The organism is Pelomonas parva (genome assembly GCF_043555835.1).
In the GTDB taxonomy this organism is placed as follows: domain Bacteria; phylum Pseudomonadota; class Gammaproteobacteria; order Burkholderiales; family Burkholderiaceae_C; genus Pelomonas; species Pelomonas parva.
Window position 1 is genome coordinate 74,971 of sequence record NZ_JBIGHV010000011.1, and the last position, 26,770, is coordinate 101,740.

The following is a 26,770-nucleotide window of genomic DNA, read 5'->3' on the forward strand; positions in this document are numbered from 1 at the left end:
ATGCCCGTGCGCTCAGGGAATGTCGATGGAATGCAGACTGAGGCTGCGGCCCGCGCGGCGGTCCTCGAAGAAGCAGCGCAGCGTCTCACGCGTCGTCTTGAAGGCGATCTCGTCCCAGGGAATCTCGGCTTCGGCAAACAGCTGCGCCTCCAGCGACTCGGGGCCGGGGTTGAAGTCCAGCGAGCGCAGGCGGGCGTAGTAGAAAAGGTGGATCTGGCCCACCCGCACGACGTTGAGCACGGTGTAGAGCGGGCCCATTTCCACGTCGGCGCCGGCCTCCTCCTGCGTCTCGCGCAGCGCGCCTTCTGCGAGAGTCTCGCCCAGCTCCATGAAACCGCCCGGCAGCGTCCACAAGCCATGGCGCGGCTCGATGGCGCGGCGGCACAGCAGCACGCGACCGTCTTCTTCCCACACCGGCAGCGTGCCGACGACGTTCAGCGGGTTCTGGTAGTGGATGGCCTCACAGGCCGGGCAGACCGCGCGCTCGCGGTTGTCGTCCGCCGGGATACGGTAGTCCACGGCGGTGCCGCAGTTGGGGCAGTGCTTGAAGCGGCTAGGGAAGGGCATGCGGGCCAGTTTAGAAGCCTCAGAATGACCGGCCATGAAGCTCTACAACTACTTCCGCTCGTCCGCCTCCTGGCGCGTGCGCATCGGTCTGGCGCTCAAGGGGCTGGACTACGACTACGCATCCATCCATCTGGCGAAGAACGAGCAGTTCGCCGGGGCCTTCGCCAACCAGCAGGTCTCCCACCTCGTGCCGGCCCTGGTGCTGGACGACGGCCACTGGCTGAGCCAGTCCATGGCCATCCTCGAATACCTGGACGAGACCCACCCCGAGCCGCCGCTGCTGCCTCGCGATGCGCTCGGCCGCGCGCGGGTGAGGGCGCTGGCGCAGGACATCGGCTGCGACATCCATCCGCTCAACAACCTGCGCGTGCTGCGCTACCTGAAGAACGACCTCGGCCAGGCGCAGGACACGGTGGACCGCTGGTACCGACACTGGATCGCGACGGGCCTGGCCATCGTCGAGCAGCGGCTGGCCGGCACGGCCGGGCGCTTCAGCTTCGGTGACACGCCCGGGCTGGCGGACTGCCTGCTGGTGCCGCAGGTCTACAACGCCCAGCGCTTCGATTGCCCGCTGGACGACTACCCCACCGTGCTGCGCGTGAACGCCGCCTGCCTGCAACTGCCGGCCTTTGCCGGCACGCACCCGGATGCCTGCCCCGATGCAGCCTGACCCCCGATGGCTCCGGCCCGAGTGGCCCGGCGTGACCGCCTTCATGACCACACTGGGCCCCAACTTCGGCCGCAAGGCGGGCGACCCGGAGCAGGCGAGGGCGAACCGTGCCGGGCTGGTCGAGCTGCTCGGCGCGCGGCCCATTTTTCTCGACCAGGTCCATGGCGCCGACGTCGTGCGTCTGCGCGCCGACTGGCATGACGACAACGCGCCGCAGGCCGATGCCGCCGTGTCCACCGACCCCGACCTGGCCGTCGCCATCCTCGTGGCCGACTGCCTGCCAGTGCTTTTCACAGCGCCTGGCGGCGTGGCGGGCGCGCATGCCGGCTGGCGCGGGCTGGCGGCCGGCGTGCTGGAGAACACCGTGGCCGAGCTGTGTGCCGCCGCCGGCTGCGAGCCGCGTGAGGTGAAGGCCTGGCTGGGCGCCTGCATTGGCCCGCAGGCCTTCGAGGTCGGCCCGGAGGTCGTCACCGCCTTCGGCCGCGAGCCCGTCGCGCGGGACCAGCCCGGCTTCGTCTACCGCCCCGGCGACCAGCCTCGCTGGCTCGCCGACCTGCCCTTGCTGGCTCGCGAACGCTTGATGTCGGTCAATGTCACCCAAATCAGCGGCGGCGGCTGGTGCACGCTGACCGATGATTCACGCTTCTTCTCGTTCCGCGGCGAGTCCCGCGGCCGGCCTCGCGGGCGCATGGCCGCCTGCATCAGCCTCGGCCGCTAGTTCCGCTTGTTCCGCTGCACGCCGCCTGCGCTTGCGGCCCGGCGTGCCGAGGATGTACAGCAGCAGGCCCAGCGGCAGCACGCCATACAGGAGGAGCGTGACCAGGGCGCCGAAGAGGCTGCCCTGAGGGCTCATGGCTTCCGCTGCGGCCATCATCAGCACAACATAGACCCAGGCAATGGCTACGAGATACATGTGTCATGGGCACGTCAGAGCCCGGGTTTACAAGTTGGCCCCGCGTCGTCGGGATGTGGCAAGCTTATTGCAACGGACCGGCCGAGCAACGCAGAGGCGTCAGAGTTCCTAGGAGATACATGGCCACCCGCAAGAAGAACGACGCTGCCGCCGCCCCGCAGGCGCAGCAGCCGTTCGCAGACCTGATGCAGCAGATGACCCACCTGCCGCAGATTTCCCCCACCGTGCTGGCCGAACTGCAAGCCGACTATCTGAAGCAGGCCAGCCTGCTGTGGAACGCCTCGCTGGGCCAGGGCGAGGCGCCCGCCGTCGGCGACCGGCGCTTCGCGGCGCCGGAATGGCGGGCCAGCCCGATGGCCAGCTTCGTGACCCAGCTGTACCTGCTCAACGGCCGCGCGCTGCAGCAGATGGCCGCCGCCGTGGAGGCCGACGACAAGACCAAGGCGCGCATCCGCTTCGCCGTGCAGCAGTTCGTCGATGCCGCTTCGCCCAGCAACTTCCTGGCGTTGAACCCCGAGGCGCAGAAGCTCGCGCTCGACAGCAAGGGTGAGACGCTGGCCCGGGGCATGCAGCAGCTGTGGGGCGATGTGCAGCGCGGCCATGTCTCGCAGACCGACGAGAGCGCCTTCGAGGTCGGCAAGAACGTCGCCACCACGGCGGGCAACGTCGTGTTCGAGAACGAGCTGTTCCAGCTCATCGAATACACGCCGCTGACGGCGCAAGTGAAGGCCAGGCCGCTGCTGATGGTGCCGCCCTGCATCAACAAGTTCTACATCCTCGACCTGCAGCCCGACAACTCACTGATCCGTTATGCGGTGGCCGAGGGCAACCGCGTCTTCGTCGTCAGCTGGCGCAATCCGGACGAGTCGATCAAGCACTTCGGTTGGGACGACTACATCGGCACCGGCGCGATCGAGGCCATCCGGGTCGCGCAGGAGATCTCCGGCCAGAAGCAGATCAACACGCTGGGCTTCTGCGTCGGCGGCACCATCCTCGCGACCGCGCTGGCCGTGCTGGCCGCGCGCGGCCAGCAGCCGGCCGCCAGCGTCACGCTGCTGACCACGCTGCTGGACTTCGCCGACAACGGCATCCTGGACATCTTTGTCGACGAAGCCAGCGTGCGCCTGCGCGAGACCACGCTGAGCGCCCAGTCGCCCAAGGGGCCGCAGCTGCTGCACGGCCAGGAGCTAGCCACCACCTTCAGCTTCCTGCGCCCCAACGACCTGGTGTGGAACTACGTCGTCGGCAACTACCTCAAGGGCGAGGCGCCGCCGCCCTTCGACCTGCTGTACTGGAACGGCGACTCCACCAACCTGCCCGGGCCCATGTACTGCTGGTACCTGCGCCACACCTACCTGCAGAACGAGTTGAAGCAGCCGGGCAAGCTGACCGTCTGCGGCGAGAAGCTGGACCTGGGCGCCATCGAAGCGCCGGTCTACATCTACGGCTCGCGTGAGGACCACATCGTGCCCTGGACCAGCGCCTACGCCAGCACGCAGGTGCTGAAGGGCAAGAAGCGCTTCGTGCTGGGCGCCTCGGGGCATATCGCGGGCGTCATCAACCCGCCGCCCAAGCCGGGCAAGCCGCCCAAGCGCAGCCACTGGATCGCCAAGGGCGCCAGCCTGCCGGCCGATGCCGATGCCTGGTTCGCCAGCGCCACGGAACACCCGGGCAGCTGGTGGCCGGACTGGTCCGCGTGGCTGGCCAGCCATGCTGGCGAGCCCAAGCCCGCGCCCAAGACGCCGGGCAACCGCAAGTTCAAGGTGATCGAGCCCGCGCCCGGTCGCTATGTGAAGGTCAAGGCCTGATTTCAGTAAGGAGACTCCCATGAGCCAACAAGACATCGTCATCGTCGCCGCCGCGCGCACCGCCATCGGCAAGTTCGGCGGCACGCTCGCCAAGACGCCCGCCAGCGAGCTGGGCGCCGCCGTCATCCAGGACCTGCTGCGCCGCAGCGGCCTGGCTGCCGACCAGATCAACGAGGTCATCCTCGGCCAGGTGCTGACGGCCGGCGTGGGCCAGAACCCCGCCCGCCAGGCGGTCATCAAGGGCGGCCTGCCCCACGGCGTGCCCGCGTTCACCATCAACAAGGTCTGCGGCTCGGGCCTGAAGGCCGTGATGCTGGCCGCGCAGGCCATCCGTGACGGCGACAGCGACATCGTCATCGCCGGTGGCCAGGAGAGCATGAGCCTGAGCGCCCACGTGCTGCCGAATTCGCGCGACGGCCAGCGCATGGGCGACTGGAAACTGGTCGACACGATGATCACCGACGGCCTGTGGGACGTGTACAACCAGTACCACATGGGCATCACCGCCGAGAACATCGCCAAGAAGTACGGCATCACCCGCGAGCAGCAGGACGCGCTGGCCTTCGGCTCGCAGCAGAAGGCCGCCGCCGCGCAGGACGCTGGCAAGTTCAAGGACGAGATCGTCCCCTTCAGCATTGCGCAGAAGAAGGGCGACCCCATCGTGTTCGCGGCCGACGAGTTCATCAACCGCAAGTCCACCGCCGAGGCCCTGGCCGGCCTGCGCCCTGCGTTCGACAAGGCCGGCAGCGTGACCGCCGGCAATGCCTCGGGCCTGAACGACGGTGCCGCCGGCGTGGTCGTCATGACCGCCGCCAAGGCCGCGTCGCTGGGCCTGACGCCGCTGGCGCGCATCGCCTCCTACGCGTCCGCCGGCCTGGACCCCGCCTACATGGGCATGGGCCCCGTGCCCGCCGCCAAGCGGGCGCTGGAGCGCGCCGGCTGGAAGGCCGCCGACCTGGACCTGCTGGAGATCAACGAAGCCTTCGCCGCCCAGGCCTGCGCCGTGCACAACGAGATGGGCTGGGACACGAGCAAGGTCAACGTCAACGGCGGCGCCATCGCGCTGGGCCACCCCATCGGCGCCAGCGGCTGCCGCGTGCTCGTCACGCTGCTGCACGAGATGGTCAAGCGCGACGCCAAGAAGGGCATCGCGTCGCTGTGCATTGGCGGCGGCATGGGTGTCGCCCTGACTGTCGAGCGCTAAGACAAATCACCACTGAAGGAGACTGAACATGAGCCAAAAAGTAGCCTACGTCACGGGCGGCATGGGTGGCATTGGGACCGCCATCTGCCAGAAGCTCGCCAACGCGGGTTTCAAGGTCATCGCCGGTTGCGGCCCCAGCCGTGACGCGCAGAAGTGGCTGGATGAGCAGAAGGCCCAGGGCTTTACCTTCTACGCCTCGGTCGGCAACGTCGCCGACTGGGACTCCACGGTCGAGGCCTTCCAGAAGGCCATCGCCGAGCACGGCCCCATCGACGTGCTGGTCAACAACGCCGGCATCACGCGTGACCGCATGTTCCTGAAGATGAGCCCCGAGGACTGGAAGGCCGTCATCGACACCAACCTGAACTCCATGTTCAACGTGACCAAGCAGGTCGTGCCGGGCATGGTGGAAAAGGGCTGGGGCCGCATCATCCAGATCTCGTCGGTCAACGGCGAGAAGGGCCAGGCCGGCCAGACCAACTACTCGGCCGCCAAGGCCGGCATGCACGGCTTCACGATGGCGCTGGCGCAGGAGCTGGCCTCCAAGGGCGTGACGGTCAACACCGTCAGCCCGGGCTACATCGGCACCGACATGGTCAAGGCCATCAAGCCGGAGATCCTGGAGAAGATCGTCGCCACCATCCCGGTCAAGCGCCTGGGCAAGCCCGAGGAGATCGGCTCCATCGTCGTGTGGCTGGCCAGCGAGGATTCGGGCTTCTCGACCGGCGCCGACTTCTCCTGCAACGGCGGCATGCACATGGGGTGAGACAGGACCGAGCACAGCCCTGAGGGCTGTGCGACGCCCGGCGAACGCCCGCCCCATGCAAGGGGCGCGGCATGACGGCCCGGTTCTGCGCACGCTCGACAAGCCGGCTGTCATGCGCAGCCGGCTTTTTGTGGGCTCAGCGTTCCTGCGAAGGGAACCGCTCCGTCCTGCCGTCGGCATGCCGGGCGAAGCGGTCGGCCTCGTCGCCATGCACGGGCGCCGGGTCGGGCCAGGGCCAGCCACCGAACTGGGTGCGACGGTAGTCCTCGAAGGCCTGGCGCAGCTGCTGCTCGGTGTTCATGACGAAGGGCCCGTACTGCGCGACCGGCTCGCCGATGGGGCGGCCCTGCAGCATCAGCAGCTCGGCCGCTTCGGCGCCTTCGTTGACCAGCGTGACGGCGGCGCCCGCGCGCAGCTCCAGCGAGTGGCGCACGGCCACGGCCTGGCCGTCGATGGCCAGGCGGCTGCCGGCGAAGAAGTAGAGCTTGCGGCGCGTGCCGTCGCCCGTCGACGCTGGCAGCGTCCAATGCGCGCCCGGGGCCAGGCGCAGCGTCCAGATGGCCAGGTCCGCGTGCGGGCGCGAGGCCCACGAGTCCGGCGGCGGGCTCAGCGGCTCGGTCACCCCGCCGGGGACGGGCAGGGCGCCGGCGATGCAGACGACCTCGGTGGCCCGACCGGCATCGTCGGTGAAGCTGTGGCGCGGGATGTCCTGCGACCAGAACATCGTGAAATGCGGGTCCACCATCTTGCTGGCGGCCGGCAGGTTGAGCCAGATCTGGAACAGCTCCAGCGGGTTGGGCTGGGTCGTCTGCAACAGCGGGAACATCTCCGCGTGCACGATGCCCTTGCCGGCGGTGAGCCACTGCACGTCGCCACCGCCGAAGCGCGCACCGGCGCCGAGGGAATCGGAATGATCGATGCGGCCTTGGCGCACGATGGTCACCGTCTCGAAGCCGCGATGCGGGTGGGCCGGGAAGCCCGGCACCTGCTGGCCGTGGTACATGCTCCAGCCGCCTTGGCCGGAGAAGTCCGAGCCCATCTGGCGGCCCTTCAGCAGCGCGGCGTCCGGCCCGTAGCGGCCGTTGCCGGGCGGGTAGGCGTCGTCGTGGTGGACGCAGAACAGGAAGGGGTCGAGCGTGTCCCAGGGCATGGCCAAGGGCGCGATGGAGAGGATGGCGGGTGGCGGCGAGGCGTGGGTGGTCATGGTGCGTTCCTGAAGTGCCTGCACGCTAACCCGATTCGGGCTGTCCTTGAGTCGCTGCGTCAGTGAGGTGCCCACAGCGCCGGCTTGTTCACCATCAGGAAGAACACCGCCAGCATGGCCGCGAAGGCCGGGTAGCCCAGCCACTCCCAGGCTCGTTGCCAACGCCGGTATTGCACGGACAGCGGGCGGCGCCTGGCCAGCGCGGCTTCAACCTCGCGGGCCATCTTCAGCTGCAGCCACAGCACCGGCAGCCAGCAGGCGCCGGCCAGCGCGTAGAGCAGCAGCGATGCCAGCAGCCATGGCGTGCCCAGCGGCCAGCCGGCGCTGTGGGCGAGCCAGATGCCGGTGAGGGGCTGCACTAAGACCGCGGGTGTCGTGAACCACAGGTCGGCGCGCACGACGAGGCGGGCGACGATGGCGCGGGCTTCGAGGCTCTCGCTGCGGTTGGCGAAGAACAGGTAGAAAGCCGAGCCGAAGCCAGTGCCGACGAGCACGACGCTGGAGACGATGTGCAGCCATTTGATAAGCAGGTAGGTGTTCATGCCTGGGCTCCCTTCTCGCCCATCAGTGCCAGCAGCGCCAGCACCGGGAGGTTCTTCAGCAGCGCGCCGAGCGGGTCCAGCCACAGCGTGGGCACAAGGACGGTGGCGAGTAGCGTCATGCCGATGACGCCGGCGGCCGCGAGCCGGTAGGTGAGGGCGCCCGGCCGCAGCAGGAGCAGCAGGCCGATGGCGGCGTCCCAGGCGCAGCCGAGCAGCACCAGGGCCAGCGCGGCGCCAGCGGAGATGCCGGTGGCGTTCTGCAGCAGCGCGATGCCGGCCGCGCCGCCGTCGTGCAGGCTGGCCACCAGGGTGCCCCACCACAGCAGCACAAGGGACGCGCGAGCGATGTTCATCGGCTTCATGCCCAGGCCCCTTCCATCGCGTCGCGCAGCGGCCGGCTCAGGGGCGACTGTGCTTGCGGCTCGGAACTGTCGTGGGCGAGCAGCTCCAGCGCGGTGCTGCACCAGGGGCCCACCGCGACGAGGTCGCCCAGCCGGGCCGACGCGCGTGTCAGCGCCTGCGGCAGCTCGATGTGGCGGGCCGGGCCGCTGCCGCGCGCCAATCGGCGGCGGTCTATCCATTCAGCGACCGTTGCGGCCTCGGGGCCGACGGCCGTCCATGAAGCCAAGGGCTGCGGCGACAACAGCGCCGCGACGATGCCGGCGGCCAGGTCTTCCACGCGGATGGGCTGCACGCGGCAGCGCGCCACCTCGGCCGGCAGCGGCAGCCAGGGCAGGCGGGCGAGCAGGTCCAGCATGCGGCTGCTGATGCCGCCGACGCCGACGACGAGGCTGGGCCGCACGATGCAGGCGCGGCCGGCCAGTGCCACCTCGCCGGCATGCTTGCTGCGCGCATAGGCGCTGACGCCGCCGCACAGCGCCGACACGTGCACGAAGCGCGTGATGCCGGTGCCCTCGCAGGCCTGGGCCAGCGCGACGGGTGCGCGGTGGTGCAGCAGGTCGAGCAGGTCGGCCACGCCGCCGGCCTGATCGCGCAGGCAGCCGGCTGTATAGACAACGCCTTGCACGCCGGCCAGCAGCGGCTGCCAGGCTGCGGGCTGCTCCCAGTCGGTGATGGGACGCAAGTTGGCTCGCACGGCCTCATGCCCGGCCTCGGCCAGCGCGCGGCACAGATGGCTGCCGATGAAACCACCGGCGCCGATGACGAGGATCTTCATGGCTCAGACCCACCTGTCAGAGGCGGCGGTTGCAGCGATGGGGCTGCGAGGCGCCGCCACCGCGGGCTTGGCCAGCCGCGCTTGCACGGGTGTCCAGACGCGGTGGGTGATAAGGGCGATGCTGATGAAGCAGCCGCCCGCCGCCAACAGCAGTGCGCGGTGCACGGCGGCCAGCGGCTCGCCCTGGAAGTCGCCGAACAGCAGCGACAGCACCAGCGTGCCGGCCACGGCCAGCACATAGGCGCTGCGCACCCAGAAGTGCGCGCCGATGGCGCCCGGCATGGGCTCGACGCACAGCGCGTTCAGCACCGGCACGAGGATGGGTCGCAGATAGCTGATCGCGAGGATGGGGCCGGCGATGGCGATGAGCAGGGTGAGGGCGAAGTTCAGTTCAGACATGGTGCTCTCCTTGGGTTGAATTCAATGTGTTCGGCAGGCGCCGTCTGGCGCGCAGCTGCCGGCGTGCAGGTGCACGAACTTCAGCAGCCAGCGGGGCAGCCGGTAGCGATGGGTGGCCAGCCAGTCGTAGGCGGGGCGCGCCAGACGGGCCACGGCCGGAAGCCCCAGCGCAGCGGCGATGCGGTGATGGCCGGTCGCGGCATAGGCCGCCTGCACGGCCGGCACGCCGATGAGCCAGCTGCCGTCGGGCCGCTGCACATGCAGCCGCGCCATCAGCGCCGCCTGGGTCACGCCCAGCGCCGCAGCGTCGAAGCCGGGCACGGAGATGTCCACGAAGCGCAGCAACCCGGCCCGGTTGTCGCGCATCAGCACGCCCATCTCGCTGCGGCACAGCGGGCAGGCGCCGTCGTAGTAGACGGTGTGGAGGGTGTGGTTGGCTGTCATGGCTGTTATTTCTGTCAAAAGAGAAATTTCAGGGCAAAAAAAGAGGCCCGGCGGAGCCTCAGGGTTGGCGCGTCATCCCATGGGTGGCATCGGTGGCGTGACGGGGAAGACGCTGGGCGCCTCTGCAGCATCGGCTGGGCGCACGAAGCGCTGCACCTGGGCGCCCAGCCGCAGGATCTTCTCCAGCGTGGCGGGCGACAGCCGCAGCATCTCGTCGCTCCAGCTGCCCAGGGTCTGCATGAAGTCCAGCGTGCTGCGCAGCCGGTCCTGCATGTCGGGCGATTCCTTCTCCAGCGCCGGGTCGCGGGAGAGCTCGCGCAGCAGCGCGACGGTCGGGTCGAACTCGCGCTCCTTGCGCTGGCGCACGATGGTGCGGAACAGCTCCCACACGTCGCTGGACGTCTCGTAGTAGTCGCGGCGGTCGCCCAGCATCTGCGTGACGCGGATCAGCCGCCAGTTCAGCAATTCCTTCAGGCTGTTGCTGACGTTGGAGCGGGCCAACACCAGCGTGTCGGCGATGTCCTCGGCGTGCAGCGGGCGGCCTTGCACGAACAGCAGCGCGTGGATCTGCGCGACGCTGCGGTTGACGCCCCAGTTCGTGCCCATCTCGCCCCAGTGGACGATGAAGCGGCGGCTGATGTCGGTGAGTTCCATGGCGCCTAGCGTACCCTGCCTGAAATTTCTGTCAACACAGAAATTGATGTTCTTTTGGTGACCCGTGGCATCATGCGCGCGATTTTTTTCAGGAGAGCCGACATGGCGATGGATGTAGTCGATTACGAGATCAAGGGCGCCGAGATGCAGTTCGTCGAGGTCGAGCTGGACCCCGGCGAGGCGGCCATCGGCGAGGCCGGCTCGATGATGTTCATGGACGCGGCCATCACGATGGACACCGTGTTCGGCGACGGCTCCGCCAACCAGGGCGGTGGCTTCTTCGGCAAGCTGCTGGGCGCAGGCAAGCGGCTCATCACGGGTGAGTCGCTGTTCACCACGGTCTACACGAACAACGGCGCCGGCAAGCAGCGCGTGGCCTTCGCGGCTCCCTACCCGGGCAAGATCCTGCCGATGGATCTGCGCCAGCTGGGCGGCATGCTGATCTGCCAGAAGGACTCCTTCCTGTGCGCGGCCCGTGGCGTGTCGCTGGGCATCGCGCTGCAGCAGAAGCTGGGCGTCGGCTTCTTTGGCGGCGAGGGCTTCATCATGCAGAAGCTCGAAGGCGACGGCCTGGCCTTCGTGCATGCCGGCGGCACCGTCGTGCGCCGCACGCTGCAGCCGGGCCAGCGGCTGCTGGTGGACACCGGCTGCGTTGTGGCCTACACGCCCAACGTCAACTTCGAGATCCAGTACGTCGGCAAGATCAAGACGGCGCTGTTCGGCGGCGAAGGCCTGTTCCTGGCGCAGCTGACCGGCCCGGGCGAGGTCTGGCTGCAGAGCCTGCCGTTCTCGCGCCTGGCCTCGCGCATCTTCGCGGCGGCGCCGCAGAACGGTCGCGGTGGCCGTGAGGAGGGCTCGGTGCTCGGGGGCTTTGCCGGTGCGGGTGTGCTGGGCGGCCTGTTGGGTGGCGACAACGACGACTGAGCCCGCCGCTAAACTGATCCCGTGAGGGCGGCAGCTGCCGCCCTTTCTGCTTTCTGAGGACTTCCTGAATGTCTCGTCGCGGCGCTGTCGCTTGCCTGTTCGTCCTCCTGCTGCCGCTCGTTCAAGCCCATGCCCAGCAGGCGCGCCCGCCGGTGTTCGTGCTGAACTCGCTGAGCGCGGACATCGCCGTCGTCGAGCCGGAGAGCTTCACGGTCGTCAAGCGCATCCCGACCGGCAAGGAGCCGCACCACCTCTACTTGTCGCCCGACGAGAAGTCCCTCATCGTCGCCAACGCGCTGGGCGACTCGCTGACCTTCGTGGACCCGCGCACGGCCGAGGTCCAGCGCGTCGTGCGCGACATCTCCGACCCCTACCACCTGCGCTTCTCGCCGGACATGAAGTGGTTCGTGACGGCCTCCAACCGCCTGGACCGCGTGGACCTCTACCGCTGGCAGGGCAGCGGGGCAGCCGAGCCGCTGCTGCTCGTCAAGCGCATCTCGGCGCCCAGGACGCCCAGCCACCTGAACATCGACACCCGGAGCACGACGCTCTACGTCAGCCTGCAGGACAGCGACGAGTTGCTGGCCATCGACCTGGCGACGCAAGCCATCAAGTGGAAGACGCCGGTTGGCAAGATGCCGGCCGATCTCTACCTGACGCCGGACGACAAGCTGCTGCTCGTGGGCCTGACGGGCGACAGGTTCGTCGAGGTCTGGGACGTCAGCGGCGCCGCTCCCAAGCTGGCGCGGCGCATCGCGACCGGCAAGGGTGCGCATTCCTTCCGCGCCTGGGGCGACAAGCGCCACGTGCTGGTGTCCAACCGCGCCGGCAACACGATCAGCAAGATCGACCTCGCCACACTGACCGTCGTTGACCAATACCCCGCACCTGCCGGGCCGGACGACATGGAGCTGCTGAGCGATGGCAAGACGCTGCTGGTCACGTCGCGCTGGGCCGGCAAGGTCACGCAGATCGACACCGTCACGCGCAAGGTCGTGCGCCAAGTCAGGGTCGGCAAGTCGCCACACGGCATCTGGACGCTGGACCACACCCCTCGCCTATGAAAGCCTGGCTCCTGGCGCTGGCGGTCTCGACGGCGACGGCCTGTGCTCATGTTTCGGCAGCCTGCGACAAGCCGGTCTACCTGACCTTCGACACCGGCCACATGGGCGTCGCGCCGCTGATCGCGCAGACGCTGAAGAAGCACAACGCCCGCGCGACCTTCTTCCTCGCCAGCGAGCCGACCAAGACCGGCGGCACGACGCTGGACGAGACCTGGGCACCCTGGTGGCGCGAGCGCGTGGCCGAGGGCCATGACTTCGGCTCGCACACCTGGGCGCACGACATCTGGATGGCGGACCTGCCGGGTGCGGACGGCAAGGTCTCGCGCTTCCGCTTCCGCACCCAGGCCGGCGTGCAGAAGCCGGTCGTGCGCGAGCTGACGGCCGAGCAGTACTGCGCCAGCCTGAACCAGGTCGGCGAGCGCTTCAAGGCCATGACGGGCCAGCCGTTGGCGCCCCTCTTCCGCGCGCCGGCCGGGCGCACGTCGCCGGCCTTGCTCAGCGTGGCCAAGGCCTGCGGCTTCGCCCATGTCGGCTGGAGTGCCGCCGGCTTCCTCGGCGACGAACTGCCCAGCGGTGCGCATCCGAATGCGCAGTTGCTGGCGAAGGCGCTGCGCGACATCAAGGCCGGCGACATCCTCGTCGCCCACCTGGGCATCTGGGAACGCCAGGACCCCTGGGCGCCCGCCGTGCTGGAGCCGCTGATGACCGGCCTGCAGCAGCGCGGCCTATGCTTTGCGCCGCTGCGGGAACATCCGCGCTATTCGTCGCTCTTCAAGAAGCCGTGATCGACTGGCTCTCCAACACCTTCGACGCAATGCAACTGGCGCTGTACGAGAACGTCGTGCAGCCCGTCGTGTTCGGCCTGGGTTTCGGCAACCTGCTGGAGGACGCCTTCGATGCGACCGGCTGGCTGCTGCTGGGCCTGTTGCAGATAGCCTTCATCCTGGCCGGCGCCCGCCTGCTGGAAGGGCGCTGGCCGGTGGAGCCCGTCACCGACCGCGCCGCCGTGCGCGACGACGTGGTCTACACGCTGCTCCACCGCCTGGGCCTGGTGCGGCTGGCGATGTTCTTCAGCATCGAGCCGCTGTGGGACGGCATGGCCGGCGAGCTGCGCCTGGCCGGCCTGTCGACCTGGCAGCTCGACGCCATCTGGCCTGGCGTGACGGACATCGCCTGGGTCAGCCTGCTGCTCTACCTCGTTGTTTTCGACTTCGTCGGCTACTGGCTGCACCGCGGCCAGCATCATTTCAAAGCCTGGTGGGCGCTGCACAGCCTGCACCACAGCCAGCGCCAGATGACGATGTGGAGCGACAACCGTACCCACCTGCTGGACGACGTGCTGGTCGGCACCGCCTTCGCGCTGCTGGCCCGGCTGATCGGCGTGGAGCCGGGGCAGTTCGTCGCCATCACCGTCATCACGCAGCTGCACGAGAGCCTGCAGCACGCCAACGCGCGCGTCGGCTTCGGCGCTGTCGGCGAGCGGCTGCTGGTCAGCCCGCGCTTTCACCGGCTGCACCACAGCATCGGCATCGGCCATGAATCGGGCGGCAAGGGCACGCTGGGCGGCCACAACTTCGGCGTGCTGCTGCCGGTCTGGGACATGCTGTTCGGCACCAGCAATTTCGACCATCGCTTCGACCCCACGGGCGTGCGCGACCAGCTGCCCGAGGAGGGCGGCCGCGACTATGGCAGCGGCTTCTGGCAACAGCAGTGGCTGGGCTTGCGGCGCCTCTTTGCTTCGTTTGGAAAGGCCTCCTGATGCAAGGCGTGCAAAGCCTCGTCGACTCCTTCTGGCGCGCCGCCGCCTACTGCCTGCATCCGCGCGTCATCGCGCTGTCGCTGTTGCCGCTGCTCATCTGCGGCGTGCTGGTGTTCGGCTTCATGTTCTTCTTCTGGGAGGACGCCGTTGCCGGCGTGCGCGCCACGCTGGAGAGCTGGCGGCTCATCGAGAGCCTGCTGCACTGGCTGGACTCCTTCGGCCTGCAGTCCTTCCGCAGTGCTTTGGCCGCCGTCGTCGTGCTGGCCGGCGTGCTGCCGGTGGTCATCGTGCTGAGCCTGCTGCTGGTGGCGCTGTGCATGACGCCGGCCATCGTGCAACTGGTGGCCGAGCGTCGCTTCCCGCTGCTGGAGAAGAAGCGCGGCGGCACGCTGGCGCAGAGTGTGGCGGCCTCGCTGGGCGCGACGCTGCTGGCGCTGGTGCTCATCGTGTTGTCCATGCCGCTGTGGCTGATCCCGCCGCTGGTGCTGGTGCTGCCGCCGCTGATCTGGGGCTGGCTGACCTACCGCGTGTTCGGCTTCGACGTGCTGGCCGAGCACGCCTCGGCCGACGAGCGCCGTGCGCTGCTGAAGGCGCATCGCGCGCCGATGCTAGTCATGGGCGTGGTCTGCGGCTACCTGGGCGCGCTGCCGTCGCTGATCTGGGCCGTTGCCGGCGTGAGCGCCGTCATCTTTGCGCCCTTCGTCGTGCTGCTGGCCATCTGGCTCTACACGCTGGTGTTCGCCTTCTCCACCGCCTGGTTCACGCATTACGCACTGGCCGCCCTGCAGGCGCGCCGTGCGGCGGAGCCCGTCTTTGTCTCCGAAGTCCTCCCGGGAGCCTGAGCCCCATGCAAGTCGGCCTCATCATCATTGGCGACGAGATCCTGTCCGGCAAGCGCCGGGACTCGCACCTCGCCAAGTTCATCGAACTGCTGTCCGAACGCGGCATGCAGCTCGCATGGGCGCAATACCTGGGCGACGACCGCGAGCTGCTGACGGCCCGATTGAGCGAAGCCTTCGCCAGCGGCGACCTGGTGGTCAGCTGCGGCGGCATCGGCGCCACGCCGGACGACCACACCCGCCAGTCCGCCGCCGCCGCGCTCGGCCGGTCGCTGGCCCTGCACCCCGAGGCGCGCGAGCTGATCTGGCAGCGCGTGCAGCAGATGGCCGCCGAGCAGGGCAAGACGGTCGCCGCCGACGAGCCGGATACGCTGCGCCGCTTCGAGATGGGCGTCTTTCCCGAAGGCGCCGGCATCATCCCCAACCCTTACAACAAGATCCCGGGCTTCTTCGTCGGCAACGTGCACTTCGTGCCGGGCTTCCCGGTCATGGCCCATCCGATGATGGCCTGGGTGCTGGACCGCTTCCCCCAGCTGCACCGCCAGCCCGGCCTGACCGAGCGCTCGCTGATCGTGCAGGGCGCGATGGAAGCCAGCCTGACGCCGCTGATGGAAGCCGTCGAGGCCGAGTTCCCCGGCATCAAGGTCTTCAGCCTGCCGAGCGTCGACCATCCGCAATGGGGCAAGTGCATCGAGCTCGGCGTCAAGGGCGAGGCCGGCCAGCTCTCTCCCGCCTACGATGCGCTAAAACAGGGCGTTGTCCAATTTGGTGCAAGCATAAGCACCGAGCTGGTGCGCTAGTTCGGCCGTTGTCGACGGCAGTCCGCAGATAATGCCTTGTGCCAAAAAGCGAGTACCCATGTCGGTGCACTCTGGCATGCAAACTGCTTTGCTTTCTCTTGTGGCTGCGGGCGCCTGTGCGCACGCGGCGGCAACCCACCCACCCGATCCCGCTAGGAGCTTTTGATGGCCAAGACCGTCGCCGATGTGATGAACCTCGTGAAGGAGAACGAAGTCAAGTTCGTCGACTTCCGCTTCACCGACACCCGTGGCAAGGAGCAGCACGTCACCGTGCCGGTTTCCCATTTCGACGAAGACAAGTTCACGTCGGGCCATGCCTTCGACGGCTCCTCGATCGCCGGCTGGAAGGGCATCGAAGCCTCGGACATGCTGCTCATGCCCGATCCGAACACCGCCAACATCGACCCCTTCTTCGAAGAGCCGACGCTGATCCTGACCTGCGACGTCATCGACCCGACCGACGGCAAGGCCTATGAGCGCGACCCGCGTTCGCTGGCCAAGCGCGCCGAGGCTTATCTCAAGTCCTCCGGCCTGGGCGACACCGCCTACTTCGGCCCGGAACCCGAATTCTTCGTGTTCGACAGCGTGCGCTGGGGCAACGAGATGTCCGGCTCGTTCTTCAAGATCGAATCGGAAGAAGGCGCCTGGAATTCCTCCAAGGAATACGAGCACGGTAACTCCGGCTATCGCCCCACAGTCAAGGGCGGCTACTTCCCCGTGCCCCCGGTCGACAGCGGCCAGGACATGCGCTCGGAGATGTGCCTGATCCTCGAGCAGTGCGGCATCCCCGTCGAAGTTCACCACCATGAAGTGGCGAACGCCGGCCAGATGGAAATCGGCACGCGCTTCAGCTCGCTGGTCGAGCGCGCCGACTGGACGCAGCTGCAGAAGTACATCGTCGCCAACGTCGCCCATGCCTACGGCAAGACCGCGACCTTCATGCCCAAGCCCCTGGTCGGCGACAACGGCAGCGGCATGCACGTTCACCAGTCCGTCTGGAAGGACGGCAAGAACCTGTTCGCCGGTGACGGCTATGCCGGCCTGTCGGACTTCGCGCTGTACTACATCGGCGGCATCATCAAGCACGCCCGCGCGCTGAACGCCATCACCAACCCGGGTACGAACTCGTACAAGCGTCTGGTGCCCGGCTTCGAGGCCCCGGTGAAGCTGGCCTACTCGGCCAAGAACCGCTCGGCCTCGATCCGCATCCCCTACGTGGCCAACCCCAAGGGCCGCCGCGTCGAGGCGCGCTTCCCGGACCCGTCCGCCAACCCCTATCTGTGCTTCGCAGCACTGCTGATGGCTGGCCTGGACGGCGTGGAAAACAAGATCCACCCGGGCGAAGCCGCCACGAAGGACCTGTACCACCTGCCGCCGGAAGAAGACGCGAAGATCCCGACCGTCTGCCACAGCCTCGACCAGGCGCTGGAGTATCTGGACAAGGACCGCGCGTTCCTGACCAAGGGCGGCGTGTTCACCGACAGCTACATCGATGCCTACATCGACCTGAAGATGCAGGAAGTGACCCGCTTCCGCATGGCGACCCACCCGGTCGAGTTCGACATGTACTACGCGCTGTGATGTCCAACGGCAGCATCTGCGCTGCCGGGTCATCGACCGAGAGGGGCCGCCCGCGCGGCCCCTTTTTCATGCTCAAGCGAGCCTTGAGCCCTGAGCCACAATGTCCTGATGAATCGACCGTTGGCTTCGCTGCTCTTCGCCGTGGCTGTGGGCGCGCAGGCGCAGGGCACCGTTTACCGCTGCCCCGGGCCGCCGGTGCTCTACACCGACGCGCTGTCCGCCAAGGAAGCGATCGAGAAGGGTTGCCGCACGATCGAGGGCACGCCCATCACCGTCGTGCAGTCGCCCCGGCCGCGTGCAGGCGGGTCGGCGCCGGCGCCGGCCGCCGAAGGGGCGCGCAGTGGTGAAGGCCGCGTCGACGCCCAGCAGCAGCGCACGCGCGACGACGAGCGCCGCCGCGTGCTGCAGGCCGAACTGCGCCAGGCCGAGGACCGCCTCGCTGCCGCGCAGAAGGACTTCAACAACGGCCAGGGCGAACGCCGCGGCGACGAGCGCAACTACCAGAAGTACCTCGACCGCATGGCCGAGCTCAAGGACAACATCTCCCGTTACGAGGCCGATGTGCAGGCCCTCAAGCGCGAGATCAACAAACTTCCCTGAGGCGCCCCGGCGCCTCGGCGCCTCCTGATGGACACGACCCTGTTGCCGGACGAATTCGCCGGCCTTGACCTGCTCGCGACCATGGTGGTCGTCGTCAGCGCCGACGGCGAATGCCTGTTCGCCAATGCCGCCTTCGAGAACGCCATGCGGCTGTCGCGCCGCGCGGTGCAGAAATCCCAGCTGCCCGACTGGTTCGACGACTCCCAGCGCCTGGTCGAGACCCTCGCCGGCGTGGCCGCCAACCAGTACTCCAGCAGCCGCTTCGATGCCGTGCTGCGCCGGGGCGCCTGGGCCCACGAAGACGGCCTGCCCGTGCATGTCATCGTGTCGCAGATGGACCCGGCCGACGATGGCGAGCCGCGCGTGCTCGTCGAGCTCATCGAGATTGCCCAGCTGGCCCGCCAGGACCGCGACGAGCGCAACCTCGACCAGGTGCAGGCCACCAAGGAGCTGACACGCAACCTCGCCCACGAGATCAAGAACCCGCTGGGCGGCATCCGTGGCGCGGCGCAATTGCTGGCGCTGGAGCTGCAGGACGGCGACCCCGAGCTGACCGAATACACGCAGGTCATCGTCCACGAGGTGGACCGGCTGCAGAGCCTCGTCGACCGCCTGCTGGCGCCGCACCGCAAGGCGCAAGTCGTCGGCGACGTGAACATCCACGAGATCTGCGAGCGGGTCCGGGCGCTGGTGCTCATCGAGTACCCCAAGGGCCTGGACATCGCGCGCGACTACGACACCTCGCTGCCCGACTTCCGCGGCGACCGCGAGCAGCTGATCCAGATGACGCTGAACATCGTGCAGAACGCCGCCCAGGTGCTGCATTCGCGCATCGCCGCCGGCGACGCGCAGATCGTGCTGCGCACACGCGTCGCCCGACAGGTCACCGTCGGCAAGCAGCGCTGGCGCTTGGCACTGGAATTGCATATCGAGGACAACGGTCCCGGCGTCCCCGCCGAGATCCGGGATCGCATCTTCTTCCCCCTGGTCTCGGGGCGGGACGGCGGCTCGGGCCTCGGACTCACGCTTGCGCAGACGATCGCCCAGCAACACCAGGGCATGATCGATTGCGAAAGCGAGCCAGGCCTGACGAATTTCCGAATCACGCTGCCGTTGCCCTAACTCACAAGGTGAGCGGCGCGGCTGAGGACACGCATGAAATCCATCTGGGTTGTTGACGACGACCACTCGATCCGCTTCGTGCTCGAGAAGGCCCTGGCCCGCGAAGGCCTGCCGGTGCGGTCTTTTAGCAATGCGCGCGACATGCTCGCCGCGCTGGAAGACGATTCACCGCAGGTGCTCGTCTCCGACATCCGCATGCCGGGCGGCTCGGGGCTGGAGCTGCTGGCCAAGGTCAAGGCGCGCCTGCCGGCGCTGCCGGTCATCATCATGACCGCCTACTCCGACCTGGACAGCGCCGTGTCGGCCTTCCAGGGAGGCGCCTTCGAGTACCTGCCCAAGCCCTTCGACCTGCCCCGCGCCGTGGAGCTGATCCGCCGCGCGCAGGAAGAAAGCCAGCGCGAGGCCGGCGAGCAGGAGGCTGCCGCGCAAGTGCCCGAGATGCTGGGCCAGGCGCCGGCGATGCAGGATGTGTTCCGTGCGATTGGTCGGTTATCGCAGAGCAACGTCACCGTGATGATCACGGGCGAGAGCGGCTCGGGCAAGGAACTGGTGGCGCGCGCGCTGCACAAGCACAGCCCGCGCGGCGAAGGCCCGTTCGTGGCCATCAACACGGCGGCCATCCCGAAGGACTTGCTGGAGAGCGAACTCTTCGGCCACGAGCGCGGCGCCTTCACCGGCGCGCAGGCCTCGCGGCGCGGCCGCTTCGAGCAGGCCGATGGCGGCACGCTCTTCCTCGACGAAATCGGCGACATGCCCTTCGAGCTGCAGACGCGGTTGTTGCGTGTGCTGTCCGACGGCCAGTTCTACCGCGTCGGCGGCCACAGCCCGATGCGCAGCAACGTGCGCGTCATCGCCGCCACCCACCAGAACCTGGAAGAGCGCGTGCGCCAAGGCGTGTTCCGCGAGGACTTGTTCCACCGCCTCAACGTCATCCGCCTGCGCCTGCCGCCTCTGCGCGAGCGCAAGGAAGACATCGCCTCGCTGGCCCGCCACTTCCTGCAGCGCAGCGCGACGGAGCTGGGCGTCGAGCCCAAGCGCCTGTCCGATGCGGCGCTGGCGGTTCTCACTAACTTCGAGTTCCCCGGCAACGTGCGCCAGCTGGAGAACATCTGCCACTGGCTCAGCGTCATGGCGCCCAGCCAGACCGTCGAGCCCAAGGACTTGCCGGACGAAATCCAGCCCGGCTATGTCGCCGCGCCGTCGCTGAGCCAGTCAACGCATGCGCAGCCTGCTGCAGCGGTGACCGCAGCGCCGGTCGCCGCCGCGCCGGCCAGCACCAGCAGTGGCGAAGGCTGGCTGGCCGACATGGCCGCCGACGCCCGCGCCCGCCTGGCGGCCGGCGAGACCGACGTGTGGGATGCGCTGACCAAGCGCTTCGAAGCCCAATTGATCCTGACCGCCCTCGACATCACCCGCGGCCGCCGCATCGAGGCCGCGCAGAAGCTGGGCATTGGGCGGAACACGATCACGAGGAAGATTCAGGAGCTCGGGCTGGACGTTTGAGGTCCGAGCCGGCCCGCAATCCGTAGGTTGGGGTGAGCATCGCGAACCCCAACATCAGCAGCGGCGCGTTGGACCAGGTGGCGCGGCGAACTGCAGATAGGCGTTGGGGTTCACTGCGTTCACCCCAACCTACGGGCTGTCAAGTGGAGGACCGCACCTGCTCCCAGTGCTGACGAGTATTTGCGGCGATCTCGCAGTCGCAGTAGCCGCCGTTCTCCTCACACCAGTCAAACAGCGCCTCTGACTCGTCTTCCGTCAGACCCATGTCCGCCGTTGCTGCGGCAGCATGGGTGAGCGAGTGCGTACAGGACGCTGTTTCCAGGATCTGGTCAAGCCGATGGAAGAAGTGCTGGAGGCGGTCATCGGCAAGTGGGAAATTGGAGCGGGCCAACGCGCGCTGCTGCAGTCGCCATTCTTTGAGGCGCGCCTTCTTGTCGGTAGGGGTGCTGGACGTCATCGCGTCATGATGCTAATGGCCTGATACGCGCAATCCGATCAATACGATCGTCGCCAACCCAAACACCACCGTCAGCCCCCGCCAGAACAAAAGCGGATGCCTTTGCTGCAGCGGAGTCCGGTCCCGCTTCATGAACTCCGGCCCCGGCGCGTGCAGGTCATGCAGGAACTCCGACAACGCCTGCTGCCGCCGCGCCGCCTGCGGTTGCAGCGCCTTCTTCAGGACGCGATCCAGCCACTCCGGCAAGTCCGGTCGGCGCGTGCGCAGGGGCACGTATTGCAACTTGTGCAGGTCGCGCGCGCCGCGCATCTGGGGCACTTGCAGGCCGTAGGGCAGGGCGCCGGTCAGCATCTGGTAGATCAGCACGGCCAGCGAGAAAAGCTCGGCCACCGGTGAGCCGCCCTCGCCGGTGAAGTATTCCGGCGCCGTGTACTGCAGCGTGCCGGCCAGCTCCAGCGCGCGCGCGTCGCCGAGGCCTTCGCTGAGGCCCGCCACATGGGCCGAGGCCAGGTCGATGAGGATGACCGTGCCCTGGCGGTCGATCATCAGGTTCTCGGGCCGCAGGTCCTGGTGCAGCATCTCCTTGCGGTGCAGGGCCTGCAGGCTGCGGGCGATCTGGTCGGCGATGCCGCGCACCTCGTCCAGCCCCGGGCGCGGGTGGTCGGTCATCCACTGCGCCAGCGTCTGGCCGTGGATGAACTCGACGGCGGTGAACAGGTGCTCGCGCTTGCGCTCGGGCGGCGCGGCCTTGATGACGTGCGGGCTGTCGACGCGCCGGGCCACCCATTCCTCGGTGGCAAAGCGGTCCAGCTCACGGGCGTTGCCGGCGAGGTCGGCCGTGGGCAGCTTGAGCGCCCATTCCCGTCCGTCCGCGTCGACGGCCAGCACGACCTGGCTGCGCGCCGTCTGCTGCAGTTCGCGCACGACACGGTAGCCCTCGAAGTCCTGGCGTGGCGCGAGGTGGGGCGGCAGGCGCAAGCCGTCCCGGTTGACGGGCGCGGCGAGCTGGCGGGGCAGGGACTCGACGCGTGCCAGCATGACAGTCACGTTGTCCTGGCTGCCGCGCGCCAGCGCTGCCGCCACCAGCGCCTCGGCGGCGGCCTGCATGTCCTCACCATGCTGGACCAGCGTCTGCTGCACGACGGCGGCGTCCAGGAATTCGTAGGCACCGTCGCTGGCCAGCAGGAAGGTCTCGCCCACCTCGGTGGCCCAGCAGGCGTGGTCGATGTCGAGATGCGCGGTCACGCCCATCGCGCGGCCCAGGTAGGTCTGGCCGCCGTACAGGCGCACGCGGTGGTCCTGGCTCAGCTGCTCCAGCGCGCCGGCATGCACGCGGTAGACGCGCGTGTCGCCGACGTGCAGCAAGTGCACCTCGCGGCCCTTGAACACCAAGGCGCTGAAGGTGCAGACATGGCCGCGGTCCTTGTCGAAGCGGCCTTCGCCGCGCTGGCTTTCGGCATGCAGCCAGGCGTTGGTGGCGGCCAGCACGCAGTGCGCGGCGCGGCGCACCGTCCAGGCCTCGGAGGTGCCGTAGTAGTCCTCCAGGAAGCCGCGCACGGCGGCGGCGCTGGCGACCTGGCTGACCGGGCTGCTGCTGATGCCGTCGGCAATCGCCAGCGCAATGCCGCGCGAGCGGCGCTGCGCATCGGTTGGCTGGGCGACGCCGTGGAAGTCTTGGTTCAGCGGCTTGACGCCGGCCTCGGAGTGCTGGCCGACGGACAGCCGCAGCATCAGGAAAGGACTCGCTTAGGGGCCGTCTTGTAGTGCGTCGCGTACAGCGTCAGTCCCACGAAGGTGAGGCCGCCGACGAGGTTGCCGATGACGGTGGGGATCTCGTTCCAGATCAGGTAATCCATGATCGTGAAGTTGCCGCCCAGCATCAGGCCCGAGGGGAACAGGAACATGTTGACGATGCTGTGCTCGAAGCCCATGTAGAAGAACACCATGATGGGCATCCACATGCCGATGGCCTTGCCGGAGACGGACGTGGACATCATGGCGGCGACGACGCCGGTGGACACCATCCAGTTGCACAGCACGCCGCGCACGAACAAGGTCAGCATGCCCGCCGCGCCGTGCGCCGAGTAGCCGACCGTGCGGCCTTCGCCGATGTGGCCGATCTTCTGGCCTACCGCGTTGGGCCCCTCGCTGAAGCCGAACGTGAAGATGATGGCCATCAGCACGGCCACCGTCAGCGCGCCGGCGAAGTTGCCGAAGAACACCAGCGTCCAGTTGCGAAAGCACCCGCCCCAGGTGGCGCCGGGGCGCTTGTCCAGCACAGCCAGCGGCACCAGCGTGAACACGCCGGTCAGCAGGTCGAAGCCCATCAGGTAGAGCAGGATGAAACCGACCGGGAACAGCATGGCGCCGACCAGCGGGTTGCCGGTGTTGACGGTCACCGTGACCGCGAAGGCGGCGGCCAGCGACAGGATGGCGCCGGCCATGAAGGCGCGGATCAGCGTGTCGCGGGTGGACATCAGCAGCTTGGATTCACCGGCGTCCACCATCTTGGTGACGAACTCGGTAGGGACGACGTAGGCCATGGGCTTCTCTTTCGTTGAGGGTGTTCGGAATAACGCGCGCGCAAAGCACAGACGCCCCAGCCGTTGCGGCTGGGGCGTCTGCAGTTTTCGATGGTGCTCGTGGCCTCGTTGCCACGTGGGATCAGCCTCAGGCGCGCCTGAGGCGGTGGAGGATCAGTTCAGTGCAACAAGCACGCGGCCGTCCTGCACCTGCACGGCATGGGCGCGCACCGATTGCTCGGGCGCCTCCAGGCATTCGCCGGTGTTCAGGTCGAAGTGGTTCTTGTAGAGCGGCGAGGCGACGACGACACGCTCGCCCAGGTTGCCCACCAGGCCGCGCGACAGCACGCTGGCGCCGGAGCGCGGGTCGATGTTGTCGATGGCATGGAAGGCATCGGTGCCGACGCGGAAGACGGCCACATGGCGGCCGTCCACCAGCGCGGCGACGCCGGTGTTGGGCAGGATCTGGTCGACGTTGCAGATGGGGGTGAAGTTCATGTCGGCTCCTTGATCAGGCGGTGGCTGCTTCTTCACGCTCATCGGCGCGCTCATCGGGGCGTGCTGGGCGGATCTGCCCGCGCTCCTCCACGAAGATGATGTGCTCGTCCGCCTTGTCGCTGTTGACGAAGGAGCGGAAGCGCTGGCGCACCTCGGGCGTGTTGACGGCCGTCTTCCATTCGCATTGGTAGGTGTCGACGACAGCCTGCATCTGCGCTTCCAGCTCGGCACCCAGGCCCAGGCTGTCGTTGATGACGACGTCCTTCAGGTAGTCCAGGCCACCTTCGAGGTTGTCGCGCCAGGTGCTGGTGCGCTGCAGGCGGTCGGCCGTGCGCACGTAGAACATCAGGAAGCGGTCGATGAACTTGATCAGGTCGGCCTTGCTGAGGTCGCTGGCGATCAGCTCGGCGTGGCGCGGCTTCATGCCGCCGTTGCCGGCGACATAGAGGTTCCAGCCCTTTTCTGTCGCGATGATGCCCACGTCCTTGCCCTGGGCCTCGGCGCATTCGCGGGTGCAGCCGGAGACGCCGAACTTGATCTTGTGCGGCGCGCGCAGGCCCTTGTAGCGGTTCTCGATCTCGACGGCCAGGCCGACCGAGTCGTCCACGCCATAACGGCACCAGGTGCTGCCCACGCAGCTCTTCACGGTGCGCAGCGACTTGCCATAGGCATGGCCGCTCTCGAAGCCGGCGGCGATCAGCTCTTCCCAGATGAAGGGCAGCTGCTCGACGCGGGCGCCGAACATGTCGACGCGCGCACCGCCGGTGATCTTGGTGTACAGGCCGTATTTCTTGGCGACCTGGCCGACGGCGATCAGGCCATCGGGCGTGACCTCGCCGCCCGGCATGCGCGGCACGACGGAGTAGCTGCCATCCTTCTGGATGTTGCCGAGGTAGTAGTCATTGCTGTCTTGCAGCGCGGCCAGTTCGGGCTTGAGCACGAAGTCGTTCCAGCACGACGCGAAGATGCTCGCGGCGGCGGGCTTGCAGATGTCGCAGCCCAGGCCCTTGCCATGCTTGGCCAGCAGCTCGCTGAAGGTCTTGAGGCCACCCACGCGGATCAGGTGATACAGCTCCTGGCGCGAATGCGGGAAGTGCTCGCAGATGTGGTTGTTCACGGCCATGCCCAGCTTGGCCATCTGGAACTTCATGACCTGCGTGACCAGCGGCACGCAGCCGCCGCAGGTGGCGCCGGCCTTGGTGCAGGCCTTGATCTCGCCGATGGTCGTGCAACCCTCGCCCACGGCCGCGCAGATCTGGCCCTTGGTGACGTTGTTGCAGGAGCAGAGCTGGGCGCTGTCGGGCAGGGCGTCCGGGCCAATGCCCACCTTGGCCTTGCCGTCGCTGCTCGGCAGGATCAGGAACTCGGGGTCGGTCGGCAGCTTGATGCCGTTCAGCGCCATCTGCTGCAGCGTGCCGTACTCGGCCGCGTCGCCCACCAGCACGGCGCCCAGCAGGAACTGGCCGTCCTCGCTGACGACGATCTTCTTGTAGACCTGCTTGCGCTCGTCCACGTACTGGTAGCTGCGGCAGTTGGCCGTCTTGCCGTGGGCGTCGCCGATGCTGGCCACGTCCACACCCATCAGCTTGAGCTTGGTGGACAGGTCCGCGCCGGGGAAGGCGGCTTGGTCATCGCCGGTGATGTGGCGGGCAGCGACGCGGGCCATTTCGTAGCCGGGGGCCACCAGGCCATAGGTCATCTCGTTCCAGGCCGCGACCTCGCCGACGGCGTAGACGTTGCGGTCGCTGGTGCGGCAGTGGTCGTCGATGACGACGCCGCCGCGCGGGCCGATGGCCAGCACGCACTGGCGGGGCAGTTCGTCACGCGGGCGGATGCCGGCGGAGAAGACGATCATGTCGGTCTCCAGCCAGGTGCCGTCGGCGAACACCATGCGGTGGCGGGCCATCGCGCCGTCGGTGATCTCCAGCGTGTTGCGGCCGGTGTGCACCTGCACGCCGAGATCCTCGATCTTCTTGCGCAGCACGCGGCCGCCGCCTTCGTCGATCTGCACGGCCATCAGGCGCGGCGCGAACTCGACGACGTGTGTCTCCAGCCCCATGTCGCGCAGCGCCTTGGCGCATTCCAGCCCCAGCAGGCCGCCGCCGACGACGACGCCGGTCTTGGACACCTTGCCGCTGGCCTGCATGGCCTCCAGGTCCTCGATGGTGCGATAGACATGGCAGTGCGAACGGTCGCGCCCGGGCACCGACGGCACGAAGGGGTAGGAGCCGGTGGCCAGCACCAGCTTGTCGTAGCTGATGACCGAGCCGTCGGCCAGCGTGATGGTCTGGTCGCGCCGCTCAATGGCGACCGCCTTGGCGGCCAGGCGCAGTTGGAAGCCAGGGTTGTTCTCGAAGAAGCCAGCGGGCACCAGGGACAGGTCCTCGGCCGATTTGCCCGAGAAGAACTCGGACAGATGCACGCGGTCATAGGCCGGGCGCGGCTCCTCGCACAGCACCGTCACCTGCACGTCGGCGCCGGCGTGGCTCTCCGCGAGGCATTCGAGGAATTTCTGGCCCACCATTCCGTGGCCGATGAGGACGATGTGCATGGTCTGTTCTTGCGAAGCGGGCATCGCCGGCAGGCTGCGGTCGGCCCATCGGAGACGCCAATAAAAAAGGCCCCGCAAGCAGTTGGCTGCTCGGTCGGGGCCGGTCGTATGGGAGTCGCCACCGTTGGCGAAGGTTCCCAAGGGGCCGGCGCGTGCTCGACCTCTCAGGCTCTTCTTTGCAAGACGCATGCCTGCGGCCGGA

At 68.1% G+C, this 26,770-nt stretch carries 28 protein-coding genes; 15 read left to right on the forward strand and 13 right to left on the reverse strand.

Features of this window, described 5'->3' with window-relative positions; translation table 11 throughout:
- Nucleotides 1–12 precede the first annotated feature (12 nt).
- Nucleotides 13–567, reverse strand: a complete 555-nt coding sequence (locus ACG00Y_RS24665) for an NUDIX hydrolase (RefSeq protein WP_394483566.1) — start codon at nt 565–567, stop codon at nt 13–15.
- A 34-nt stretch (nt 568–601) separates the two neighbouring features.
- Here ACG00Y_RS24665 and maiA point away from each other — a divergent pair, with 34 nt between their 5' ends.
- The 5 genes from maiA to phbB all read left to right on the forward strand — a co-directional run bounded on the left by maiA (nt 602) and on the right by phbB (nt 5,928).
- Nucleotides 602–1,237: a maleylacetoacetate isomerase gene (maiA, locus tag ACG00Y_RS24670; protein WP_394483568.1), complete on the forward strand. Its 636-nt coding sequence runs from the start codon at nt 602–604 to the stop codon at nt 1,235–1,237.
- Nucleotides 1,238–1,280: 43 nt separating this feature from the next.
- Nucleotides 1,281–1,955 carry a purine nucleoside phosphorylase YfiH/LACC1 family protein gene (locus tag ACG00Y_RS24675; RefSeq protein WP_394483570.1) on the forward strand — a complete coding sequence of 225 codons (675 nt, stop codon included), beginning with the start codon at nt 1,281–1,283 and terminating at the stop codon, nt 1,953–1,955.
- A 380-nt stretch (nt 1,956–2,335) separates the two neighbouring features.
- Complete coding sequence (gene phaC, locus ACG00Y_RS24680; protein WP_394483853.1) at nt 2,336–3,958, forward strand: class I poly(R)-hydroxyalkanoic acid synthase; 1,623 nt, start codon at nt 2,336–2,338, stop codon at nt 3,956–3,958.
- A gap of 19 nt (nt 3,959–3,977) precedes the next feature.
- Nucleotides 3,978–5,162: an acetyl-CoA C-acetyltransferase gene (locus ACG00Y_RS24685; protein WP_394483572.1), complete on the forward strand. Its 1,185-nt coding sequence runs from the start codon at nt 3,978–3,980 to the stop codon at nt 5,160–5,162.
- A gap of 28 nt (nt 5,163–5,190) precedes the next feature.
- Entirely contained in the window at nt 5,191–5,928 is a 738-nt protein-coding gene (gene phbB, locus ACG00Y_RS24690) for an acetoacetyl-CoA reductase (protein ID WP_394483574.1), read from the forward strand.
- A 136-nt stretch (nt 5,929–6,064) separates the two neighbouring features.
- Here phbB and ACG00Y_RS24695 read toward each other — a convergent pair whose 3' ends face one another.
- The 7 genes from ACG00Y_RS24695 to ACG00Y_RS24725 form a co-directional block, all read right to left on the reverse strand.
- Nucleotides 6,065–7,132, reverse strand: coding sequence for a pirin family protein (locus ACG00Y_RS24695; RefSeq protein WP_394483576.1), 1,068 nt, complete (start codon nt 7,130–7,132; stop codon nt 6,065–6,067).
- Nucleotides 7,133–7,191: 59 nt separating this feature from the next.
- On the reverse strand, nt 7,192–7,674 hold the full coding sequence (locus ACG00Y_RS24700; RefSeq protein ID WP_394483577.1) for a DUF2269 family protein: 483 nt from the start codon (nt 7,672–7,674) through the stop codon (nt 7,192–7,194).
- Complete coding sequence (locus ACG00Y_RS24705) at nt 7,671–8,027, reverse strand: DoxX-like family protein (protein ID WP_394483579.1); 357 nt, start codon at nt 8,025–8,027, stop codon at nt 7,671–7,673. The genes ACG00Y_RS24700 and ACG00Y_RS24705 overlap by 4 nt, the downstream gene beginning before the upstream one ends.
- 5 nt (nt 8,028–8,032) lie before the next feature.
- Nucleotides 8,033–8,851 carry an NAD-dependent epimerase/dehydratase family protein gene (locus ACG00Y_RS24710; RefSeq protein WP_394483581.1) on the reverse strand — a complete coding sequence of 273 codons (819 nt, stop codon included), beginning with the start codon at nt 8,849–8,851 and terminating at the stop codon, nt 8,033–8,035.
- A 3-nt stretch (nt 8,852–8,854) separates the two neighbouring features.
- Nucleotides 8,855–9,250 carry a hypothetical protein gene (locus tag ACG00Y_RS24715; RefSeq protein WP_394483583.1) on the reverse strand — a complete coding sequence of 132 codons (396 nt, stop codon included), beginning with the start codon at nt 9,248–9,250 and terminating at the stop codon, nt 8,855–8,857.
- Nucleotides 9,251–9,271: 21 nt separating this feature from the next.
- Nucleotides 9,272–9,694 carry a thiol-disulfide oxidoreductase DCC family protein gene (locus tag ACG00Y_RS24720; RefSeq protein WP_394483585.1) on the reverse strand — a complete coding sequence of 141 codons (423 nt, stop codon included), beginning with the start codon at nt 9,692–9,694 and terminating at the stop codon, nt 9,272–9,274.
- A 72-nt stretch (nt 9,695–9,766) separates the two neighbouring features.
- On the reverse strand, nt 9,767–10,348 hold the full coding sequence (locus ACG00Y_RS24725) for a GbsR/MarR family transcriptional regulator (RefSeq protein ID WP_394483587.1): 582 nt from the start codon (nt 10,346–10,348) through the stop codon (nt 9,767–9,769).
- A gap of 102 nt (nt 10,349–10,450) precedes the next feature.
- On the opposite strand from ACG00Y_RS24725, the gene ACG00Y_RS24730 reads away from it, so the two are divergent.
- The 10 genes from ACG00Y_RS24730 (at nt 10,451) to ntrC (ending at nt 20,540) form a co-directional block, all read left to right on the forward strand.
- Nucleotides 10,451–11,272, forward strand: a complete 822-nt coding sequence (locus tag ACG00Y_RS24730; protein ID WP_394483588.1) for a TIGR00266 family protein — start codon at nt 10,451–10,453, stop codon at nt 11,270–11,272.
- A gap of 68 nt (nt 11,273–11,340) precedes the next feature.
- Nucleotides 11,341–12,336, forward strand: coding sequence for a YncE family protein (locus ACG00Y_RS24735; RefSeq protein ID WP_394483590.1), 996 nt, complete (start codon nt 11,341–11,343; stop codon nt 12,334–12,336).
- Nucleotides 12,333–13,121, forward strand: coding sequence for a polysaccharide deacetylase family protein (locus ACG00Y_RS24740; RefSeq protein ID WP_394483592.1), 789 nt, complete (start codon nt 12,333–12,335; stop codon nt 13,119–13,121). Before ACG00Y_RS24735 ends, ACG00Y_RS24740 begins: the two co-directional genes overlap by 4 nt.
- A complete protein-coding gene (locus ACG00Y_RS24745; RefSeq protein WP_394483855.1) occupies nt 13,121–14,095 on the forward strand; it encodes a sterol desaturase family protein in 975 nt (324 codons plus the stop codon). The genes ACG00Y_RS24740 and ACG00Y_RS24745 overlap by 1 nt, the downstream gene beginning before the upstream one ends.
- Nucleotides 14,095–14,937, forward strand: a complete 843-nt coding sequence (locus ACG00Y_RS24750; protein WP_394483594.1) for an EI24 domain-containing protein — start codon at nt 14,095–14,097, stop codon at nt 14,935–14,937. Before ACG00Y_RS24745 ends, ACG00Y_RS24750 begins: the two co-directional genes overlap by 1 nt.
- A gap of 5 nt (nt 14,938–14,942) precedes the next feature.
- Nucleotides 14,943–15,734 (forward strand): competence/damage-inducible protein A, encoded by a 792-nt coding sequence (locus ACG00Y_RS24755; RefSeq protein WP_394483596.1) that lies wholly within the window; start codon nt 14,943–14,945, stop codon nt 15,732–15,734.
- Nucleotides 15,735–15,899: 165 nt separating this feature from the next.
- Nucleotides 15,900–17,315, forward strand: coding sequence for a type I glutamate--ammonia ligase (glnA, locus tag ACG00Y_RS24760; RefSeq protein WP_394483597.1), 1,416 nt, complete (start codon nt 15,900–15,902; stop codon nt 17,313–17,315).
- 108 nt (nt 17,316–17,423) lie between these two features.
- Nucleotides 17,424–17,915, forward strand: a complete 492-nt coding sequence (locus ACG00Y_RS24765) for a hypothetical protein (RefSeq protein WP_394483598.1) — start codon at nt 17,424–17,426, stop codon at nt 17,913–17,915.
- A 27-nt stretch (nt 17,916–17,942) separates the two neighbouring features.
- Nucleotides 17,943–19,037 carry a nitrogen regulation protein NR(II) gene (gene glnL, locus ACG00Y_RS24770; RefSeq protein WP_394483600.1) on the forward strand — a complete coding sequence of 365 codons (1,095 nt, stop codon included), beginning with the start codon at nt 17,943–17,945 and terminating at the stop codon, nt 19,035–19,037.
- A gap of 33 nt (nt 19,038–19,070) precedes the next feature.
- Complete coding sequence (ntrC, locus tag ACG00Y_RS24775; RefSeq protein WP_394483601.1) at nt 19,071–20,540, forward strand: nitrogen regulation protein NR(I); 1,470 nt, start codon at nt 19,071–19,073, stop codon at nt 20,538–20,540.
- A 139-nt stretch (nt 20,541–20,679) separates the two neighbouring features.
- Here ntrC and ACG00Y_RS24780 read toward each other — a convergent pair whose 3' ends face one another.
- The 5 genes from ACG00Y_RS24780 to nirB form a co-directional block, all read right to left on the reverse strand.
- Nucleotides 20,680–20,997 carry a DUF2695 domain-containing protein gene (locus ACG00Y_RS24780; RefSeq protein ID WP_394483603.1) on the reverse strand — a complete coding sequence of 106 codons (318 nt, stop codon included), beginning with the start codon at nt 20,995–20,997 and terminating at the stop codon, nt 20,680–20,682.
- Between the two features lie 12 nt (nt 20,998–21,009).
- Complete coding sequence (locus tag ACG00Y_RS24785) at nt 21,010–22,728, reverse strand: bifunctional protein-serine/threonine kinase/phosphatase (protein WP_394483605.1); 1,719 nt, start codon at nt 22,726–22,728, stop codon at nt 21,010–21,012.
- A complete protein-coding gene (locus tag ACG00Y_RS24790; RefSeq protein ID WP_394483607.1) occupies nt 22,728–23,540 on the reverse strand; it encodes a formate/nitrite transporter family protein in 813 nt (270 codons plus the stop codon). Before ACG00Y_RS24790 ends, ACG00Y_RS24785 begins: the two co-directional genes overlap by 1 nt.
- Before the next feature lie 153 nt (nt 23,541–23,693).
- Entirely contained in the window at nt 23,694–24,017 is a 324-nt protein-coding gene (nirD, locus tag ACG00Y_RS24795) for a nitrite reductase small subunit NirD (protein ID WP_394483608.1), read from the reverse strand.
- Nucleotides 24,018–24,030: 13 nt separating this feature from the next.
- Nucleotides 24,031–26,568: a nitrite reductase large subunit NirB gene (gene nirB, locus ACG00Y_RS24800; protein WP_394483610.1), complete on the reverse strand. Its 2,538-nt coding sequence runs from the start codon at nt 26,566–26,568 to the stop codon at nt 24,031–24,033.
- Between the last annotated feature and the right edge of the window lie 202 nt (nt 26,569–26,770).

Excerpts from the sequence above, each read along its gene's own strand:
- ACG00Y_RS24665 (WP_394483566.1), bottom strand. The coding sequence starts at position 567 with ATGCCCTTCCCTAGCCGCTTCAAGCACTGCCCCAACTGCGGCACCGCC.
- maiA (WP_394483568.1), top strand. The coding sequence starts at position 602 with ATGAAGCTCTACAACTACTTCCGCTCGTCCGCCTCCTGGCGCGTGCGC.
- ACG00Y_RS24675 (WP_394483570.1), top strand. The coding sequence starts at position 1,281 with ATGACCACACTGGGCCCCAACTTCGGCCGCAAGGCGGGCGACCCGGAG.
- phaC (WP_394483853.1), top strand. The coding sequence starts at position 2,336 with ATGCAGCAGATGACCCACCTGCCGCAGATTTCCCCCACCGTGCTGGCC.
- ACG00Y_RS24685 (WP_394483572.1), top strand. The coding sequence starts at position 3,978 with ATGAGCCAACAAGACATCGTCATCGTCGCCGCCGCGCGCACCGCCATC.
- phbB (WP_394483574.1), top strand. The coding sequence starts at position 5,191 with ATGAGCCAAAAAGTAGCCTACGTCACGGGCGGCATGGGTGGCATTGGG.
- ACG00Y_RS24695 (WP_394483576.1), bottom strand. The coding sequence starts at position 7,132 with ATGACCACCCACGCCTCGCCGCCACCCGCCATCCTCTCCATCGCGCCC.
- ACG00Y_RS24700 (WP_394483577.1), bottom strand. The coding sequence starts at position 7,674 with ATGAACACCTACCTGCTTATCAAATGGCTGCACATCGTCTCCAGCGTC.
- ACG00Y_RS24705 (WP_394483579.1), bottom strand. The coding sequence starts at position 8,027 with ATGAACATCGCTCGCGCGTCCCTTGTGCTGCTGTGGTGGGGCACCCTG.
- ACG00Y_RS24710 (WP_394483581.1), bottom strand. The coding sequence starts at position 8,851 with ATGAAGATCCTCGTCATCGGCGCCGGTGGTTTCATCGGCAGCCATCTG.
- ACG00Y_RS24715 (WP_394483583.1), bottom strand. The coding sequence starts at position 9,250 with ATGTCTGAACTGAACTTCGCCCTCACCCTGCTCATCGCCATCGCCGGC.
- ACG00Y_RS24720 (WP_394483585.1), bottom strand. The coding sequence starts at position 9,694 with ATGACAGCCAACCACACCCTCCACACCGTCTACTACGACGGCGCCTGC.
- ACG00Y_RS24725 (WP_394483587.1), bottom strand. The coding sequence starts at position 10,348 with ATGGAACTCACCGACATCAGCCGCCGCTTCATCGTCCACTGGGGCGAG.
- ACG00Y_RS24730 (WP_394483588.1), top strand. The coding sequence starts at position 10,451 with ATGGCGATGGATGTAGTCGATTACGAGATCAAGGGCGCCGAGATGCAG.
- ACG00Y_RS24735 (WP_394483590.1), top strand. The coding sequence starts at position 11,341 with ATGTCTCGTCGCGGCGCTGTCGCTTGCCTGTTCGTCCTCCTGCTGCCG.
- ACG00Y_RS24740 (WP_394483592.1), top strand. The coding sequence starts at position 12,333 with ATGAAAGCCTGGCTCCTGGCGCTGGCGGTCTCGACGGCGACGGCCTGT.
- ACG00Y_RS24750 (WP_394483594.1), top strand. The coding sequence starts at position 14,095 with ATGCAAGGCGTGCAAAGCCTCGTCGACTCCTTCTGGCGCGCCGCCGCC.
- ACG00Y_RS24755 (WP_394483596.1), top strand. The coding sequence starts at position 14,943 with ATGCAAGTCGGCCTCATCATCATTGGCGACGAGATCCTGTCCGGCAAG.
- glnA (WP_394483597.1), top strand. The coding sequence starts at position 15,900 with ATGGCCAAGACCGTCGCCGATGTGATGAACCTCGTGAAGGAGAACGAA.
- ACG00Y_RS24765 (WP_394483598.1), top strand. The coding sequence starts at position 17,424 with ATGAATCGACCGTTGGCTTCGCTGCTCTTCGCCGTGGCTGTGGGCGCG.
- glnL (WP_394483600.1), top strand. The coding sequence starts at position 17,943 with ATGGACACGACCCTGTTGCCGGACGAATTCGCCGGCCTTGACCTGCTC.
- ntrC (WP_394483601.1), top strand. The coding sequence starts at position 19,071 with ATGAAATCCATCTGGGTTGTTGACGACGACCACTCGATCCGCTTCGTG.
- ACG00Y_RS24780 (WP_394483603.1), bottom strand. The coding sequence starts at position 20,997 with ATGACGTCCAGCACCCCTACCGACAAGAAGGCGCGCCTCAAAGAATGG.
- ACG00Y_RS24785 (WP_394483605.1), bottom strand. The coding sequence starts at position 22,728 with ATGCTGCGGCTGTCCGTCGGCCAGCACTCCGAGGCCGGCGTCAAGCCG.
- ACG00Y_RS24790 (WP_394483607.1), bottom strand. The coding sequence starts at position 23,540 with ATGGCCTACGTCGTCCCTACCGAGTTCGTCACCAAGATGGTGGACGCC.
- nirD (WP_394483608.1), bottom strand. The coding sequence starts at position 24,017 with ATGAACTTCACCCCCATCTGCAACGTCGACCAGATCCTGCCCAACACC.
- nirB (WP_394483610.1), bottom strand. The coding sequence starts at position 26,568 with ATGCACATCGTCCTCATCGGCCACGGAATGGTGGGCCAGAAATTCCTC.